Source organism: Klebsiella sp. P1CD1, assembly GCF_003790505.1.
In the GTDB taxonomy this organism is placed as follows: domain Bacteria; phylum Pseudomonadota; class Gammaproteobacteria; order Enterobacterales; family Enterobacteriaceae; genus Klebsiella; species Klebsiella variicola.
Genome location: NZ_CP033631.1, coordinates 3,539,988 through 3,556,159, shown reverse-complemented (window position 1 = coordinate 3,556,159; position 16,172 = coordinate 3,539,988). Strand labels below are relative to the sequence as shown.

General features: G+C 58.4%; 17 protein-coding genes. 10 read left to right on the top strand and 7 right to left on the bottom strand.

Features of this window, described 5'->3' with window-relative positions; genetic code table 11:
• Positions 1 to 31 precede the first annotated feature (31 nt).
• The 5 genes from DTA24_RS17725 to cydB are packed head-to-tail and all read left to right on the top strand — an operon-like array spanning position 32 to position 4,432.
• On the top strand, positions 32 to 526 hold the full coding sequence (locus DTA24_RS17725) for a ferritin-like domain-containing protein (protein WP_008807707.1): 495 nt from the start codon (positions 32 to 34) through the stop codon (positions 524 to 526).
• 26 nt (positions 527 to 552) lie between these two features.
• Positions 553 to 1,059, top strand: coding sequence for a ferritin-like domain-containing protein (locus DTA24_RS17720; RefSeq protein ID WP_008807706.1), 507 nt, complete (start codon positions 553 to 555; stop codon positions 1,057 to 1,059).
• 16 nt (positions 1,060 to 1,075) lie between these two features.
• A complete protein-coding gene (locus DTA24_RS17715; RefSeq protein ID WP_032735269.1) occupies positions 1,076 to 1,963 on the top strand; it encodes a manganese catalase family protein in 888 nt (295 codons plus the stop codon).
• A 55-nt stretch (positions 1,964 to 2,018) separates the two neighbouring features.
• The gene (locus tag DTA24_RS17710; protein WP_039103088.1) at positions 2,019 to 3,425 is read left to right on the top strand and encodes a cytochrome ubiquinol oxidase subunit I; all 1,407 of its coding nucleotides are present in this window, start codon (positions 2,019 to 2,021) and stop codon (positions 3,423 to 3,425) included.
• Positions 3,422 to 4,432: a cytochrome d ubiquinol oxidase subunit II gene (cydB, locus tag DTA24_RS17705; RefSeq protein ID WP_012542144.1), complete on the top strand. Its 1,011-nt coding sequence runs from the start codon at positions 3,422 to 3,424 to the stop codon at positions 4,430 to 4,432. The genes DTA24_RS17710 and cydB overlap by 4 nt, the downstream gene beginning before the upstream one ends.
• On the opposite strand, the gene DTA24_RS17700 is transcribed toward cydB, so the two are convergent.
• The 3 genes from DTA24_RS17700 to DTA24_RS17690 are packed head-to-tail and all read right to left on the bottom strand — an operon-like array spanning position 4,426 to position 7,599.
• Complete coding sequence (locus tag DTA24_RS17700) at positions 4,426 to 5,346, bottom strand: HlyD family secretion protein (RefSeq protein WP_114500341.1); 921 nt, start codon at positions 5,344 to 5,346, stop codon at positions 4,426 to 4,428. The two genes, cydB and DTA24_RS17700, sit on opposite strands and share 7 nt — an antisense overlap.
• Entirely contained in the window at positions 5,343 to 5,555 is a 213-nt protein-coding gene (locus DTA24_RS17695) for a DUF1656 domain-containing protein (protein ID WP_012968537.1), read from the bottom strand. The genes DTA24_RS17700 and DTA24_RS17695 overlap by 4 nt, the downstream gene beginning before the upstream one ends.
• Complete coding sequence (locus DTA24_RS17690; RefSeq protein ID WP_123836985.1) at positions 5,548 to 7,599, bottom strand: FUSC family protein; 2,052 nt, start codon at positions 7,597 to 7,599, stop codon at positions 5,548 to 5,550. The genes DTA24_RS17695 and DTA24_RS17690 overlap by 8 nt, the downstream gene beginning before the upstream one ends.
• A gap of 77 nt (positions 7,600 to 7,676) precedes the next feature.
• Between DTA24_RS17690 and DTA24_RS17685 the strand changes: the two genes are divergently transcribed.
• Positions 7,677 to 8,471 carry an AraC family transcriptional regulator gene (locus DTA24_RS17685; protein WP_012542139.1) on the top strand — a complete coding sequence of 265 codons (795 nt, stop codon included), beginning with the start codon at positions 7,677 to 7,679 and terminating at the stop codon, positions 8,469 to 8,471.
• Positions 8,472 to 8,529: 58 nt separating this feature from the next.
• Here DTA24_RS17685 and DTA24_RS17680 read toward each other — a convergent pair whose 3' ends face one another.
• Entirely contained in the window at positions 8,530 to 8,727 is a 198-nt protein-coding gene (locus DTA24_RS17680) for a hypothetical protein (RefSeq protein WP_004140506.1), read from the bottom strand.
• Positions 8,728 to 9,298: 571 nt separating this feature from the next.
• Between DTA24_RS17680 and DTA24_RS17675 the strand changes: the two genes are divergently transcribed.
• Entirely contained in the window at positions 9,299 to 9,931 is a 633-nt protein-coding gene (locus tag DTA24_RS17675; RefSeq protein ID WP_123836984.1) for a DNA-binding protein, read from the top strand.
• Here DTA24_RS17675 and DTA24_RS28300 read toward each other — a convergent pair.
• On the bottom strand, positions 9,910 to 10,098 hold the full coding sequence (locus tag DTA24_RS28300; RefSeq protein ID WP_032691162.1) for a hypothetical protein: 189 nt from the start codon (positions 10,096 to 10,098) through the stop codon (positions 9,910 to 9,912). The genes DTA24_RS17675 and DTA24_RS28300 overlap by 22 nt on opposite strands.
• Before the next feature lie 467 nt (positions 10,099 to 10,565).
• Between DTA24_RS28300 and DTA24_RS17670 the strand changes: the two genes are divergently transcribed.
• Positions 10,566 to 11,252 (top strand): EAL domain-containing protein, encoded by a 687-nt coding sequence (locus DTA24_RS17670; RefSeq protein ID WP_016160694.1) that lies wholly within the window; start codon positions 10,566 to 10,568, stop codon positions 11,250 to 11,252.
• Positions 11,253 to 11,381: 129 nt separating this feature from the next.
• Positions 11,382 to 11,792, top strand: coding sequence for a Spy/CpxP family protein refolding chaperone (locus tag DTA24_RS17665; RefSeq protein ID WP_012542134.1), 411 nt, complete (start codon positions 11,382 to 11,384; stop codon positions 11,790 to 11,792).
• A 75-nt stretch (positions 11,793 to 11,867) separates the two neighbouring features.
• Here the strand turns inward: DTA24_RS17665 and DTA24_RS17660 are convergent, their stop codons facing one another.
• On the bottom strand, positions 11,868 to 13,370 hold the full coding sequence (locus tag DTA24_RS17660) for a UbiD family decarboxylase (protein WP_016160696.1): 1,503 nt from the start codon (positions 13,368 to 13,370) through the stop codon (positions 11,868 to 11,870).
• Between the two features lie 120 nt (positions 13,371 to 13,490).
• Here DTA24_RS17660 and DTA24_RS17655 point away from each other — a divergent pair, with 120 nt between their 5' ends.
• Positions 13,491 to 14,381: a LysR substrate-binding domain-containing protein gene (locus tag DTA24_RS17655; RefSeq protein WP_008807694.1), complete on the top strand. Its 891-nt coding sequence runs from the start codon at positions 13,491 to 13,493 to the stop codon at positions 14,379 to 14,381.
• Between the two features lie 6 nt (positions 14,382 to 14,387).
• Here the strand turns inward: DTA24_RS17655 and DTA24_RS17650 are convergent, their stop codons facing one another.
• The gene (locus DTA24_RS17650; protein WP_012542132.1) at positions 14,388 to 16,172 is read right to left on the bottom strand and encodes a sensor domain-containing diguanylate cyclase; all 1,785 of its coding nucleotides are present in this window, start codon (positions 16,170 to 16,172) and stop codon (positions 14,388 to 14,390) included.

Genomic DNA, 16,172 nt, shown 5'->3' with positions numbered 1-16,172 from the left:
CAGTTATTTTCTGACTCCAGAAGGTATTTCTATGAATATGAAAAGCATTGAAGATGTATTTATTCACCTGCTCTCAGATACCTACAGCGCAGAGAAACAATTAACCCGCGGGCTGGCTAAACTGGCCAGAGCGGCGTCCAGTGAAAAACTCAGCGCGGCGTTCAATGCTCATCTCGAAGAAACCCAGGGCCAGATTGAACGTATTGACCAGATTATTGAGCAGGAATCCGGCCTGAAAATCAAACGCATGAAATGCGTGGCCATGGAAGGATTAATCGAAGAGGCCAATGAAGTCGTTGAGAGCACGGAAAAAAATGAGGTACGAGATGCTGCGCTAATTGCCGCTGCGCAAAAGGTCGAGCATTACGAAATTGCCAGTTACGGCACCCTGGTCACCCTGGCAGAACAGCTGGGCTATAAAAAAGCGGTCAAATTGCTGGCCGAAACGCTGGAAGAAGAAAAGCAAACCGACGTTAAATTAACCGATTTGGCGGTAGGTAACATTAATAAAAAAGCGGAAAAATAAACGCTCCCTGACACGAGGAAATGACGATGAATCATGTTGAACATTATCATGACTGGCTACGCGATGCGCATGCCATGGAAAAGCAGGCAGAATCCATGCTGGAATCGATGGCTGGCCGTATCGATAATTATCCGGATCTCCGTGCCAGAATTGAACAGCATATTAATGAGACCAAACGGCAAATTACCGTGCTGGAAGAGATCCTCGACCGCAACGACATTTCGCGCTCGGTGATTAAAGATTCGATGAGTAAAATGGCGGCTCTCGGCCAGTCCATCGGCGGAATGTTTCCTTCTGATGAAATCGTCAAAGGCTCGATCAGCGGGTACGTCTTCGAGCAATTTGAGATCGCCTGCTACACCTCTCTGCTGGCGGCGGCTGAAAAAGCGGGCGATACCGCCTCCATCCCGGCTATTGAGGCTATCCTGGCGGAAGAGCGGGAAATGGCCGACTGGCTGATCAAACATATCCCTCAGACCACGGAGCAGTTTCTCCTGCGTTCAGATGCGGACGGCGTAGAAGCGAAAAAATAACCCAGGAGGCAGGCCTATGTTTCGTCATGTGAAACAACTGCAGTATACCGTGCGCGTTGCTGAACCCAATCCGGGGCTCGCGAATTTACTGCTCGAACAGTTTGGCGGCCCTCAGGGCGAGCTGGCCGCCGCGTGTCGTTATTTCACCCAGGGATTAAGCGATGACGATCCCGGCCGCAAAGATATGCTAATGGATATCGCGACAGAGGAGCTGAGCCATCTGGAGATCATTGGCACCCTGGTCGGCATGCTGAATAAAGGCGCCAAAGGAGCCCTGGCGGAGGGCACCGAGAGCGAGGCGGAACTTTATCGTTCACTCACCGCCAACGGCAATGACAGCCACATTACCTCGCTGCTGTACGGCGGCGGTACCCCGCTGACCAACTCGGCGGGCGTGCCGTGGACGGCGGCCTACATTGATACTATCGGCGAACCCACCGCCGACCTGCGGTCGAATGTCGCGGCGGAGGCGAGGGCGAAGATCGTCTATGAACGCCTGATTAACGTGACCGACGATCCCGGCGTGAAAGACGCGCTGGCGTTCCTGATGACCCGCGAAGCGGCGCATCAGCTCTCTTTTGAGAAGGCGCTGCAGTCGATTCGCAACAACTATCCTCCGGGCAAACTGCCGCCCATTAGCGAGTACGCTAACACCTACTACAATATGTCTGAAGGTGGAGAAGTACGCGGCAGCTGGAACAGTGACAAACACTTCGATTATGTCAAGGATCCGCAGCCGGCCGTGGATGGCGGAGATGGCGGCGCTACTGTCGGCCTGACGCCAGAGCAGGAAGCGCTGTGCAAAGCGATGCTGAAGCGAACGCAGTCTGACCCGCAGGGCGATCCTTTGACCGGCGCCGAACTCGGCGCCGGTAAGCAAAACACTTCCTCATCGGCTAAGTGATGTTCGCATGAGCCCCGGCTGCGGCCGGGGCGATTCACAATGATGGGTGTGGAATATGTTTGAATTCGACGCGTTTCATCTGGCCCGATTGCAATTCGCCTTTACCGTTTCCTTCCATATCCTCTTTCCGGCCATCACCATCGGCCTTGCCAGCTACCTTGTGGTGCTTGAGGGGATGTGGCTGCGAACCCGGGATAACGTCTGGCGCTCACTCTACAATTTCTGGCTGAAAATTTTCGCCGTCAATTTTGGGATGGGCGTGGTCTCCGGATTAGTGATGTCCTATCAGTTCGGCACCAACTGGAGCGGATTTTCCCAGTTTGCTGGCAGCATTACCGGCCCGCTGCTGCTTTACGAAGTGCTGACCGCCTTTTTCCTCGAAGCGGGATTCCTCGGGGTGATGCTATTTGGCTGGAATAAAGTGCCGCCGGCGCTGCATTTTTTTACTACCTGCATGGTGGCGCTTGGCACCCTGGTCTCCACTTTCTGGATCCTCGCCTCCAACAGCTGGATGCAGACGCCGCAGGGTTTTACCATCGAAAATGGTCATCTCATTCCGCAGGACTGGCTGGCGATTATCTTTAACCCCTCGTTCCCGTATCGTTTGTTTCATATGGCGATAGCCGCGTTTCTCAGCAGCGCCATGTTCGTCGGGGCCTCTGCCGCGTGGCATCTTCTGCGCGGCAACGACTCGCCGGCCATCCGCAAAATGCTGTCGATGGCGATGTGGATGGCGCTGCTGGTAGCGCCAATCCAGGCGGTGGTGGGGGATATGCATGGTCTTAACACCCTTGAGCATCAGCCAGCGAAGATCGCCGCCATCGAGGGGCACTGGGAAAACCGACCCGGCGAGGCCACGCCGCTGCTGCTGTTTGGCCTGCCGGATATGGAACAGGAGCGCACCCGCTATGGCCTCGAGATCCCCGCTCTCGGCAGCCTGATCCTCACCCACAGTCTGCATAAGCAGGTGCCGGCGCTGAAAGACTTCCCGAAAGAGGATCGACCCTATTCACCCGCCGTTTTCTGGTCGTTTCGCATCATGGTTGGGATGGGCGTGTTGATGATCGCCTTAGGGATCTGCAGCGCCTGGCTGCGCTATCGGCGGCGACTGTATCACTCGCGTCCCTTTCAGTGGTTTGCGCTCTGCATGGGGCCTGCCGGCCTTATTGCCCTGGTTGCCGGGTGGGTGACCACCGAGATGGGTCGCCAGCCGTGGGTGATCTACGGCTTGCTGCGCACCCGGGATGCGGTGTCGTTGCACAGCACGCTGCAGATGGCCATCAGCCTGCTGGTGTTTATCGTGGTCTACTGCGCGGTATTTGGCGTGGGGTATTACTACATTTTCCGGCTGATTAAAAAAGGGCCGCAACCGGTGTCGGAGCTGACCTCGCAAACCGCCGGCACCCCGGCGCGTCCGCTCTCGGCGGCAGAGCCGGTGCGTGATGAGGAGAACGCATCATGAGCATCGATATCTCGGTGATTTGGTTTGTCATCATCGTCTTCGCCACGCTGATGTATATCGTGATGGATGGTTTCGATTTGGGTATTGGGATGCTGTTCAGCGTGGTGCATGATGGCGAAGAGCGCGACGTGATGGTCAACAGCGTGGCGCCCGTCTGGGATGGAAATGAAACCTGGCTGGTACTCGGCGGGGCAGGGCTGTTCGGCGCCTTTCCGCTGGCCTATGCGGTGATCACCGATGCGCTGGTCATCCCGCTGACGGCGATGCTCATCGGTCTGATTTTTCGCGGCGTGGCGTTTGAATTTCGTTTTAAAGCGGTTCCCTCGCATCGTACCTTTTGGGATTATGCCTTCGCCGGCGGCTCGCTGCTGGCGACTTTCAGCCAGGGGATTGTCGTCGGCGCGTTTATCAACGGCTTTGCGGTGGCTGACCGCCGCTTCGCCGGTTCGACGCTGGACTGGCTTACCCCCTTTAACCTGTTCTGCGGCCTGGGGCTGGTGGTGGCCTATCTGCTGCTCGGCACCACGTGGTTGATCATGAAAAGCGAAGGCGCGCTGCAGCAGCGGATGCGCGAGCTGACCCGCAAGGTGCTGCTGGCGCTGATGGTGGTGATCGCGGTGGTCAGCGTCTGGACGCCGTTGGGCTGGCGCTATGTGGCGGAGCGCTGGTTTACGCTGCCCAATTTCTTCTGGTTCGTGCCGGTACCGATTCTGGTGTTGGCGCTGAGCCTGTGGATCTGGCGCCTGAGCGCGCGCCCCGCCAGCCACGCCCGCCCATTTATCCTGACGCTGGGCCTGATTTTCCTCGGCTTCAGCGGGTTGGGGATCAGCGTCTGGCCGAACATTATCCCACCGAATATCTCCCTGTGGGATGCCGCCGCGCCGCCCTCCAGCCAGGTGTTTATGCTGCCGGGGGCGCTGCTCATTATCCCGGTGATCCTGATGTATACCGCCTGGAGCTATTACGTCTTTCGCGGCAAAGTCTCCGGCAGCGAGGGCTATCACTGAGCCTGATTCGCGCCGGCAGGTGAGGATTTGCCGGCGCGTCGCGCCAACCGCGCGGGAATGACCGAGACAGTCGCGGACAAGCCGGCGACCCGTTCCACCCCCTCGGGCAGGGTATCGATATGGATGCGTACCGGCACACGCTGCGCCAGCCGCACCCAGCTGAAGGTCGGCTCGACCTCCGGCAGGCCCAGGGCACCGGTCTCATCATTGGTATCGCCGATCCCGTGTCCGATACTCTCGACATGGCCGGTAATGACCGGATCATACCCCATCAGCGTGATATGTGCGGTATCGCCAACGTGGATGTGGCGCAGACGGGTCTCTTCAAAATACCCCACCACCCAGAAACGCTGGCCATCGATAATGGCCACTTTCGTCACTCCGGCGGTGGCATAGTCGCCCGGGCGTAGCCGCAGATAGGTGACGTACCCGGCCACCGGCGTCCGCACGGTGGCATGCGCTAAATTCAGTTGCGCCAGCGCCAGTGCCGCCAGCGCGCCCTGGTAGTTAGCGGCCGCGACGCTGGCCGCACTATTGGTCTGTTTCAGATCTTCGCTGGAGATGACGCCCTGGATCTGCGCCCGTCGTCTGGCGGCATCCTGGCGCATCGCCATCTCCTGGCGTCGGGCTTCCACCTCCGCCTGGGCGCTACTGACCGCCAGCTTCAGCCAGCGCGGATCGATGGAATAGAGCACATCTCCCCGATTGACCCACTGGTTGTCTTTTACCGCCACGCTGGCCACCGGTCCCGAGACATCGGGAGCGATCTGCACCACGTCGGCCCGTACCCGACCATCGCGGGTCCAGGGCGTTTGCGCCTCCTGTTTCCAGAGAATGAAAGCCAGTAGCGCGGCGGCGGCAACGGCGCCTAAGGTCAGGGCGTAGCGGCCCAGAAGAGTGAGATAGACTGTCATACGGCAAACCCCAGCGTGTTAACCTCCTGCAGGAGCAGGAAAAAGAGTGCGATATAGAGGGAAAGCCCCCACAGCGGGCGGCAGGGCAAGCGGCCCAGGCCCCGGACGGAGAAAATAAGCGGTTGCAGCAGCAGCGTCGCGAGCAGGGCGACAAGGCCGACAACCAGCAGGCCGGGGAAAAATACCCCGCCCATCGCGAGATCACGCATGGTTTTGGCTCTCCTCAGGCCGGTGTAAGGCGCAATACAGGGAAATGAGCGCTTCCGCGCGCTCATGTGAGGCGGCATCAGCCGGTAAACCGTGGGCTAACAGCGCGTCAACAGGCTGCGCGAGGGCCTCTATGTCCGGCTCCTGTCTAAGGGCGTCAAGCAGCGTCTGCACAGCGGTAGCCGCTTCTCGATCCACCGGCTGATAGCTACGGCGCAGGTGGATCACCGCCAGGCCGGTACGAATATCGTGCAGCATCTTGTCCAGCAGCTGACCTGCGGTTGGCCCGCTCTGCGGTAGCCGCGGCAGCAGTAAAGCGGTCCGGTCGATCATCAGGTTGGTCCAGCGGTGGGCATTGTGCGCCAGTCGGCCCCGCGCGGCGCGGCGTATATCGCGACGGCACAGTGTCAGCAGACGATGGACAGCGGCATCGGCCTGCACGGTTTGCAGCAGACGCATACCAAACGCGGCATAGCCGATGGCGACAAACAGCGCGATAGAGGTATTCATCGCCGTCGCGAAATCCCCCTGATAACTGGGGCCCAGTTCGCACAATATCGGCAGCGTCAGGGTGATGCCCATCGCCATAAAGGTGGTCGGCGGCCGCGCCTGCAGCGAACCGGCCAGCAGATAGACCGGGGCGAGCATCGCCGCCAGCAGGACAAATTCGCTCACCTGCGGCAGCAGGGCGAAGCTATACAGCAGGCTGAACAGCACGCCCCACACGCAGCCGATCAGGTATTTCACCAGCTGCGCCGCCGGCGCATAGAAGCTGGCGAACAGGCTACAGCAGACCCCGAGGATCGAGACCGCAGTGCCGCCATCGGGCCAGGCGGAGCCTATCCAGATCAGGCAGCCGCTGAGGATGATGACGAAGGCGCCGAAGGCGGTCCGCAGGGCGCTGAGCGGATCGCGATGGAAAACATAGCCCTTTGCCGCGTGGGCGTCAGGGGGCAGGGTTGGCGATCGGCGGTGATAAATCGCCTTCGCCAGCCGTTCGCTCTGCTGCAGGAGACGGATGGCTTCCGCCAGGTGGCGCACCAGGCTAACGCGCAGCGCCTCGTTCAGCGTCTGCGCAGGGGCGCACCGGTTGATGAGCGGCTCGCAGCGGGAGAGTAGCCCGTCGGCGGAGAGCACCGTTCTGTCGGCTTCCGGACCTCTCAGCCAGACCTCTGCCTCCGTTAGCAGCGTCTGCAGGTCGTCAGGTGGCTGCCCGCACCTCTGTAAACGGTCATACAATTCGCCATTAACAATCAACAGTCGCGCCAGCCGGTCGTGGATCGCTTTTCTGGCCTGGCGGTGGGGAGCCGAGAGGTCGTCATCCCAGGGAAGATGGTGGTTGATGCCCTGCAGAAACTGCAGGCTCAGCGCCAGCCGCAGCGTTTCCGCCGCCACCGGCTTACCGGCCAGCGTATCGGCGATCCGCTGCCGGGCGGTTGCCAGCGTCTGTGCCAGCGTGCTGTTAAACCGCCCGGCGATGCGCACCGGCAGCACGAAGCGGTGAATCAATCCGGCGCACAAGATACCGATGGCGATCTCTTCCACCCGAATGACCGCGAGGTCAAAGATGGTCCCGGGCACGGAGACGGCGGGGAAACCAATCAGGCTCGCGGTGTAGCCCGCCAGCAAAAAAGCGTATCCGCGCGGCGTGCGCTCAAGCAGCGACAGACACAGGCATCCCGCGATCCATAGCGCCAGCATGGCGCTACACAGGATCGGCTGGTTAACGAAGGTGGGCACGATGAAGACGGTGGCCGCCGCGCCGACGAGGGTCCCGACCAGGCGATAGACGCTGCGGCTTAGCGATGCGCCCACCGAGGTCTGCGACACGATATAGACAGTGATGATGGCCCACGAAGGCCTTTGCAGACCGATGGATAGCGCAAGATAGTACGCCAGCATCGCCGCGGCGAAACTCTTTGCGGAAAAGAGTATTGCCTGGGCATCACTGCGCAGGACGGTTGACGTCGATTGCGGCATGAAAGGGCGCGCGACGGCGCCTGCGGCACGCAGCCAGGAGGCCTGGCGAAAGAGGTTAATGTTCATGCCGCGGATTATGGCTGGCTTGCGCTTGCGGCGAAATACTCTATTCTGTCAAAAAATACCTGAATCTGGCCAATCGTATGCCATCACCTTTTGCCAATACGCTGTACGATCCGGACGCCGCGTCCTGCCCGGCCGTCGCCTGTCATCTTGATTTTGTCGAGTATGAAGCGGAAGTGCCGGTGCATACCCATCGCAAAGGGCAGTTGATTATTGTGCTGTATGGTGCAGTGAGTTGTCGGGCGGAAAATAACCTGTGGATTGTGCCGCCTCGCTGCGCGGTATGGATCCCGGGCGGTATTCCGCACAGTGTGTCCGCCACCTGGAACGCGCGCCTCAATTATCTGTTTATTGAACCCGGCGCTGCCGCGCTGCCTGGCAGCTGCTGCACCCTGGCGCTCTCTCCCCTGATCCACGAGCTGGTGGAGCGACTCACTCGTGAGGGGGCGGATTATGTGGCGGATAGCCATGCCGGGAGACTCACCCGAGTGACCCTTGACGAACTGGCGACCATGCCGGCGCAGCGCCTGAATCTGCCCGTCTCAGCACATCCCAAAATTCGGGCGATGGCCGACCGGCTGGTCAGCCATCCTGACGATCGCAGCACCCTGTCGGTGTGGGCGAAGCGTCTGGCGCTGAGTGAGCGCTCGCTGGCCCGGGTGATGCTGCGGGAGACCGGCCTGACCTTCGGGCGCTGGCGCCAGCAGCTGCATTTGATTATTGCCCTGCAGGAGCTGGCCAGCGGCGTTTCGGTACAAAACGTGGCGGCTAAGCTGGGGTATGAATCGGTAAATGCCTTTATTACCATGTTCAAAAAAACGATGGGGACGACACCGGCGCACTATTTTGCCGAGCGTCAGACCGCGGCTCGTTAAGAAAACCTTGTCGGGCCGCGACGGCTGGCGTGGCACCCAACAAGGTGGCAGGGGGCGCTTACGCTTTCGGCGGCTTGATCTTAATAATAAATCGTTCGTTAACCCGGGTGATCCTCGCGCCAATGTCGCCAAACTCGGTGGCGATTTTAAAAAAATCGTCCGCGGCGACATCAAAATCGAGTTCAATTTTCGGGTGTTGTCCTGTCGCCAGTAATTCATAGAAATGGTCAAGGCTGCGGGCTTTTTCGCTGGGCATCTTATTTCTCCATGGTAAACCAATCAGCAGGGCGTTTATTGTTTAAAACGTTTTCCGGATTATTCAGCAGGATGACAGTGGCGCCTGATATAAGATGATGCAATGTCATTAAGGATACGGTGGGGCGATATTATTCCATGTTGTTAAACCTGTGGCCGCGCGTTTCTCCTGGATGCCATGGGGGCGGGGCAACCCTGCGGCGCGGGTTGATGATAGACATTTTATGATGACAAATTGATGACAGTAAAATGAACGTACAATAGCGCCGGGCTTTCTTTTGACTAAATAAATTTATTCGGTGGCTGTTAAGGCAGAACTTAACTACTTTATGGTGAGAGGCGTCATTCGGCGATGGCTAACAGTGAGGGAGCAACGATGCAATTACTTGATTTATTCGCAGGTTTATTGTGGTTAAGCAGCGTTATTTTCCTGCTGTATCTCCTTGATGTGGTCATCACCCGTTATCTGTATCGTAAATAACCGGGAAGGGGATGCGCGAGGGCGCTCGGCATAGGGTACTGCGCCAGAGGATGTTATTATGACGCCGGACTGATTCAGAAAGGAATGCGCGGTGGCCGGGAGAATTGATTACGATATTGAAAAATACCAGTTTACCGAAGCCGGTGAGTCGCCACGGCTCAGAGCGCAGTGGCGTGAGGTCTATCTGGAGTGTCGTCAGCAGCAGGCCGGGGCTGAGGAGCGTCTGCGCATTGCGCTATTGAATGTCGACTATGTCACCAGCTTCGAATTGCCTTTTCGCCTGCTGCTGGTGCGCGCGCCGCAGCTGATCGCCGACGTGCGCGATCAGCTGCAGCTCAATCGTAAAGCCGCCGTTTTCAACGGCAAACGTTACGGTTGTGTCTACAGTCTGAAGCAGGATTTACAGCCGATTCCGGAGACCTTCCATTACCACCTGTCAAACCGTATCCGTCGCGTCGATCCGCAGGGACCGACGGCAGCCCCGTACCAGCAGATTGCCCGCGAGATAAAGCCGGCCCGGGAGCGGCTTCGCCATGCGTTACTTGCCGGCTTGCCGGTTACCGCGCTTGATGCGCTGTTCTGGTTCGGCAGTCAGCGGGTGGCGGCGGACATTGCGCAATTGCGCCGGTCCGGCATGGGAATTGTCACGGAAGAGGTGGAAGCCTGCGATAATCTGTTCAACACCACCCGGCGAGTACCGGTTTATCGTCTGACCAGTAAATGATGCGGCGAGCCTTCGCCCAGTCGTTGCTTCGGCAGGCAGCTCACCATTGCCCCGTCAAACCAAACGCACTGCATGCTGCCGGTGTGCCGCGGCGCAGGGCCCAGCCATGCGCTGGCGATGAGCATGAATAGCATCAGCCCCAGCGGAATCACGTTTATTTTTTTCACTGCCTGTCATCCACTTCACTCTTCTTCGCTGCAGGATAGCGGGAAAGTATGACGTTTTGTCGACTGAGTCACACTTTTTTATTGAGGACTCATGGCATGCCAGGCGAAGCGGCGCCTCAGGACGCAGCGTTATTCATATTCGGCATAATGATATGACTAAAACTGGCGGCTTGTATTTTTCATTTTTATTACCCCTCTCTTTTTTTACCTGGCAGCACAAAGCGTGAGACGACCAGGCTTTACGCAGAATACTCTGGTAACTGTCTGGTTTGAAACAATATTTTAATTGACTTTTCAGAGGGAGTTACAGCAGTGGCTAATTTATATTAATTCAATTTACCGATCAATAAATTATATCTTGATAGTTTTTAACTATCGAATGATTATTATCGATCACTTTAAACTATTTTTGTTGGCGGAAAATATATGACATGCTTTAACCCTTTCTTATTTTTGGTATTTTTTAAATGGTTGAAGAAAACGTGAAAAATACCTCTTATCGCTTCGTTCTGGAGCCCGCTATTAGCGATGACGGCAGCTACCACTCGTGGGAGTTGCTTACTAAAGATATTATAGCACCCGCACAAAATACCACCTCTGCGTCGACGTTTTCTTTCTCCACGCTTACCGAACGCGATAAGCTTGCTCTATTTATTCGGCAAATCGAGTTACTTTCTGTATTTGATTTCGCCCGGGTCGATAATAAACCGATATCGCTGAATATTGATGATTTATTAAGCCACTTTATTCTGACGGATCGCTATCTCTGTGATTTCCTGCGCTCCTGTAAACACATTGCTCTGGAAATAAATGAGAACTTTCACGAGTTTATCGCCGGACGTGAGCTGACGGCGCTGAGCACGCTGGCGGCGCTTTGCCCGGTCTGGCTGGATGATTTTGGCCGCGGACGGACGTCCTTCCCGCTGCTGGAGCGCTTCCGCTTCGATTGCGTCAAAGTGGATAAAGATTACTTCTGGGATAAAGAAAACGACCCCGCTTTTCCCGGGCTGTTGCAATCTATTCATACCCTGACCAGCCATGTGATCGTTGAGGGGATTGAAACCGAAAAGCAAAAACAGTTAATCAGCGCCGCCGGGGATATCATTGGACAGGGCCGTTACTGGAAGGATGAATATATCTTTCTGTGCTGCTGACCCGGGATCTGATTTCTGTTTCTTACCATCCTTTTTTTATCCAGTTTTAAATTAACCCTTTGTTACAGATAGTCTTTATTAGCGCAGTGATAATCGCCTCTCATTTTCTTTTCTGAAGGATCATTCACTGTGAATACTCGCTTGCGTAACACCCTGCTCGCCATTGCGCTGACCACCTGCTTTACGGCAGCCAGCCAGGCGTCGACCTCCGCCGATATACCGTCTGTCTCGCAGGATCCGGTCGTCCAGCACCTGAAGCTGAGTGAAGAGCAGGTCGCCAAAATCCAGGCGCTGCGTCAGGGATTCGAAAATAATGTAAGCCAGATTAAAATCAGCGGCTATCAGGATGGTGCTCTGGCAGACGTTATTCACTCCGGAAAATGGGATGACGCTAAGGTCAAACAGCAGCTGGCCGCCTTTGGCCAGCTGGACCAGCAGGTGCGGTATTATCGTGTGAAATACTACTTCGACGTGAGCCAGGTGCTGACCCCCGAGCAGCGTGAGCAGGTGAAAAAAGACCTCTCCGCCGCGATCAACTAACCCTGCGTCAGCCACCCGCTGCAGGTGATGCTGGCCCGGAAGATGCCGCCGTGCTCCGGCGGCTATCATCTGATTTTACTGACCGTGGTTTTTTTCCAGCCGGGCAAAATACTCCGGCGCAAACGGACGCGGATCGACATCGGCAAACGGTGCGCGTTCGAAGTGTGATTTTAGCGCCCACGGCACCGTGCAATCGAAAATCGTCTTGCAACTGATACCCTCTCCGCGGATCGACGGGCTGTATGCCGGGGTCTGGGAAGGATCCAGCTGGTGACCACGGATGCCGGGGATTGTCGTGATGCTGACATCCCCCTGCATACGGGTGGTCATCGCCCACAGGATATCGTCGCTGTCAAAGATATCGACATCTTCATCGACCAGAATGATATTTTTCAGCTCGGAATAGGTCGCCAGCGCTACCAGCGCGGCCTGCCCCTGACGCCCTTCGTCGGCGGGCTGGCGTTTTTTCACCTGCAGGATCCCGAGGAATTTACCGCCGCCCGCGGTGTGGGCGTAGACATTTTGTAAAAAGCCCGGGATAGCGGCTTCAACGGCATTCCAGATACTGGCTTCCGTTGGCAGCCCGGCGAGGGTGGTATGCTCTTCGCCCGGCCCTACCAGCGTCTGCAGAATCGCATTGTTTCGCATGGTCACCGCTTTGACTTTTATCACCGGCAGCGATGGATTGGCGCCGCCGCAGTAGCCAGGAAACTCCGGCATCGCGTGGCCGCTGTTGGTGTGCTGATCTTCTCTGACGCGTACGCCCGGCAGCAGTTCCCCTTCGATAACGATCTCGGCGCGAGCGATGGCTTTCTCCGGGACGCTGACGCCCTGTACCAGCTCTACCGGACGCTGACGCAGCGCGCCGGCGACGCCCAGTTCGTTATAGCCAAACGGGGTGGTTGGCGCTTCAAAGCAGGCGCCGATATAGATAGCCGGATCGAGTCCCATATTGATGGTTATCGGCAGCGGTTTGCCGGCGGCCTCGGCTTTCTGGCGAAACACTTCGATATGGCGGCCAGCGGCGAGAAACATCGACAGCTCATCCCGGCCCTGGACGCACAAGCGGTGGATGGTGACGTCGGTGAGCGAGGCGTCGTCGGGATCGCTGGCCAGCGCCAGGCCCAGGCAGAAGAAGGGACCGGCGTCGATCGGGGTGTTGGTGGGCGCCGGGAGCAGGGTGCGCAAATCAAAATCCGGATCGTCGGCCAGAAAGACCTGTTCCTGACAGGGGGCGCTGCTGGCCGGAACGACCACCGGCGCGACCGGTTTTTTCACCGCTTTGCCTACCTCCAGCGCCAGCTGTGAGGCTTCGCAGCCCAGCAGCAGTGCGGCCCGCTGGCGGCTGGCGTGCATGCCCACCAGAATGCGCGAGTGCGGATAGCCCTTAATATTGTTAAACATCATCGCCGGGCCGATGCGCGTGGGGCGCTTCACGGTGCCGCCCGCGCCGATGTGGCGATAGACGCCGGCCAGCTCAGCGTTAGGGTCAACCGGATGATCGGTTTCGAGGTACTGATTGTCATGCTGTTGCAGCAGCGCGATGGCGTCGCGCAGATCCTGAATCGGTGCGGTCATGATGTTCTCCTTAGCGTGTCGATGCGCACAGTATGCTTCGCAGGCTAATGGTTATCAATTGCATCATTCATGCGTTATTGATAACATTTTTATTATCAATTTACTCCGCGGAGTCCGGCCATGTCCTTGCGAGCGTTACGCCATTTTGTGGTCGTTGCTGAAGAACTACATATGCATCGGGCGGCAGAGCGGTTACATATCGCCCAGCCCGCCCTCAGCCAGCAGATTAAACAACTCGAGCAGCGCCTGGGCGTGGTGCTCTTCTCCCGCGCTAACCGGCGCCTGACCCTCACCGCCGCGGGCGAGGCCTTCTTGCAGAAGACGCGGCTGGCGCTGGAGATGGCCGATCAGGCGGTCCTGGACGCCCAGCGCACCGCACGAGGCGAGCAGGGGCGATTGCATCTGGGCTATGTCTCCAGTGCGATGTATGACAGCAAACTGCCGGGGCTCCTGCGCGAGCTGCGCGCTGACTGGCCGGGGATTGAGCTGTCGCTGGTGCAGGGGGATGTGCAAATGCTCTACGAAGCGCTGCTGGATCTGCGTCTGGATATCGCCATCATCCGCGCGCCGCTGGCGTCACCGCCGGACGCGCTGGTGGTCAGGCCATTTGTGCGGGAAAAACTTTGCCTGGCGCTTTATCAACAGCATCCGCTGGCAGGCGTGGGGGCGCTCAATCTGGCCTCGTTGCGCACTGACAACTGGATCTCGCTTGACGATCCGCAGGGCACCGGACTGGAGCAGGTATTTATTGACGCCTGTCGCGTCGCGGGTTTTACGCCGCAGGTGGTGCAGCGAATTAACGATGTCACCTCGATGATTAGCCTGGTCTCCGCCGGGGTGGGGGTGGCGCTGGTGCCGGTCTCGGCGCGGGCCTTACGCCTTGATAACGTGGTGTATATCGATCTTCAGGATCGGCTGGCGGAGAGTGAGCTGAGCATGGTTTACCACCGCCATTTCCGTTCGGCGGTGGTGCGGAAAGTTATCTCGCTGCTTAATGCCGCTGAGCAATAATCCCGCTTAGCGGGTCTTCAGGCGGCCAAAGCTGACAATCCTTGAACGGCCCAGCTCTTTCGCCCGGTACAGCGCGGCGTCCGCTGCGCGCAGCAGGCTGTCGCTTTGGGTGTGCTGCGGGTAGCTGGCGATGCCAATCGACACATCCACCTGGCCTATCTCGGTCAGGCCATCGCGCAGCGTCATATTGTGCACCTGGGTGTAGATCTCGCTGGCGCACTGGTGCGCCCCGGCTTCGTCAATGCCGGGGAGCAGCACTAAAAACTCCTCGCCGCCGTAGCGGAAAGCCATGCCGATATCGCGCACCGCGCGCTGCACAATGGTCGCGACGCTCTTAATCACCAGATCCCCGGCTTCATGGCCGTAGCGGTCATTGATGGCTTTGAAGTGATCGATGTCGATCATCAGGCAGCTCAGCGGGGTGTGGGTATGGACCGCCAGCGCCATCTGCGAGTGCAGCGCTTCATCAAGATGATGGCGGTTACGCAGGCCGGTCAGCGAATCGAACAACGCTTTTTCCAGCAGGGCGCTGCGTAAACGCTGATTGGCGAGCGCCAGCCCCAGCGCTTCGGCCATCAGCTCCAGGTAAGCCCGGGAAGGGGCGTCACTGGCGGTGACGTTCTGAAAGCTCAGCAGACCGATAGCTTCGCCCTGGGCGATGAGCGGTACGCAGAGCGACTGGCCGGCGTGCGCCTCCGGCAGATGATAGCAGGTGATATCGGGCTCACCCTGCACCGGCGGATGGCTGAGTCCCCGCCGTATCGCCCAGCAGTCGTCGGGAGCAAAGGACGTCGTCTCCCCGGCGGGCGACAGCCACTGCGCCACGCAGCGCATCTGCCATGGATCGGTATCCAGAATATACAGTTTACCGGGGATCGTCGGGGCGATGTTCGGCGCGAACAGCTCCGCCACCTTAATCACATCCTCTATGGTTTCACAGCCCTGCAGACGCTGGGTCATACGCGCCAGCAGTTCACGGATCGCCCAGTCGGCGTCGCGCTGCTGCTCCAGCTGCTGGCGGGCCAGGCCGTTCTCGCGAAAAATGCGGATCGCCTGGGCCATATCGCCAATCTCATCCACCTGGGTGAAGTGCGGCGTCTCCACCGCATAGTCCTGGGAGGCGAGACGCTGCACCACGTCGCTCAGACGGACCACCGGGTACAGCACCCGGCGTTTGAGAATGAAGCCGAGGACAAACAAAAACATCAGGGCGGTCAGGCCGACCATGATTTCCGACAGCGTACGCCAGATCCGCGAGCGCTCGGTGGCCTGGTCGATAGCGATGGCGGCGCGATGCTCAAGCATCTGACGGAAGCGATCGATCTGCGTCTGCATGCGCTCCAGTTCGGTCTCATACGCTTTGCCGTACAGCACCGCGATGGCCGCTGGCGCATCGCCGCGGGCGACATGCGTCAGGGCCGCCTGCTGTTCATCCTGAAGCTCATCGGCGATCCGCAGACCATCCTGGAGTAGCGCCAGCTCCTCGCGGCTGGCGCCGTTATCTTTCAGTCCGGCCAGCCGCTGCTCAATGCTTTTGTCGGTCTGCTGCAGTTGCTGATACTGCGTAAGCGTCTCCGGCGAAGGCTTAACCACGTACAGCCGGGCGAGGTCAGACAGCGCCCAGGCGTCGTTTTCCACCTCGTCGGAGAGGGTATCAAAGACCTGGCGCTGTTGTACCGCCTGGCGTTCGACGCGGTCGGCGCTGGAGGCCATAAGCATGGCGCTGCCGGATGCCAGCGTCAGGCCGACGGTGATCCCGTAAGCCCAGTTGGTGATGGTGGCGATTCTCAC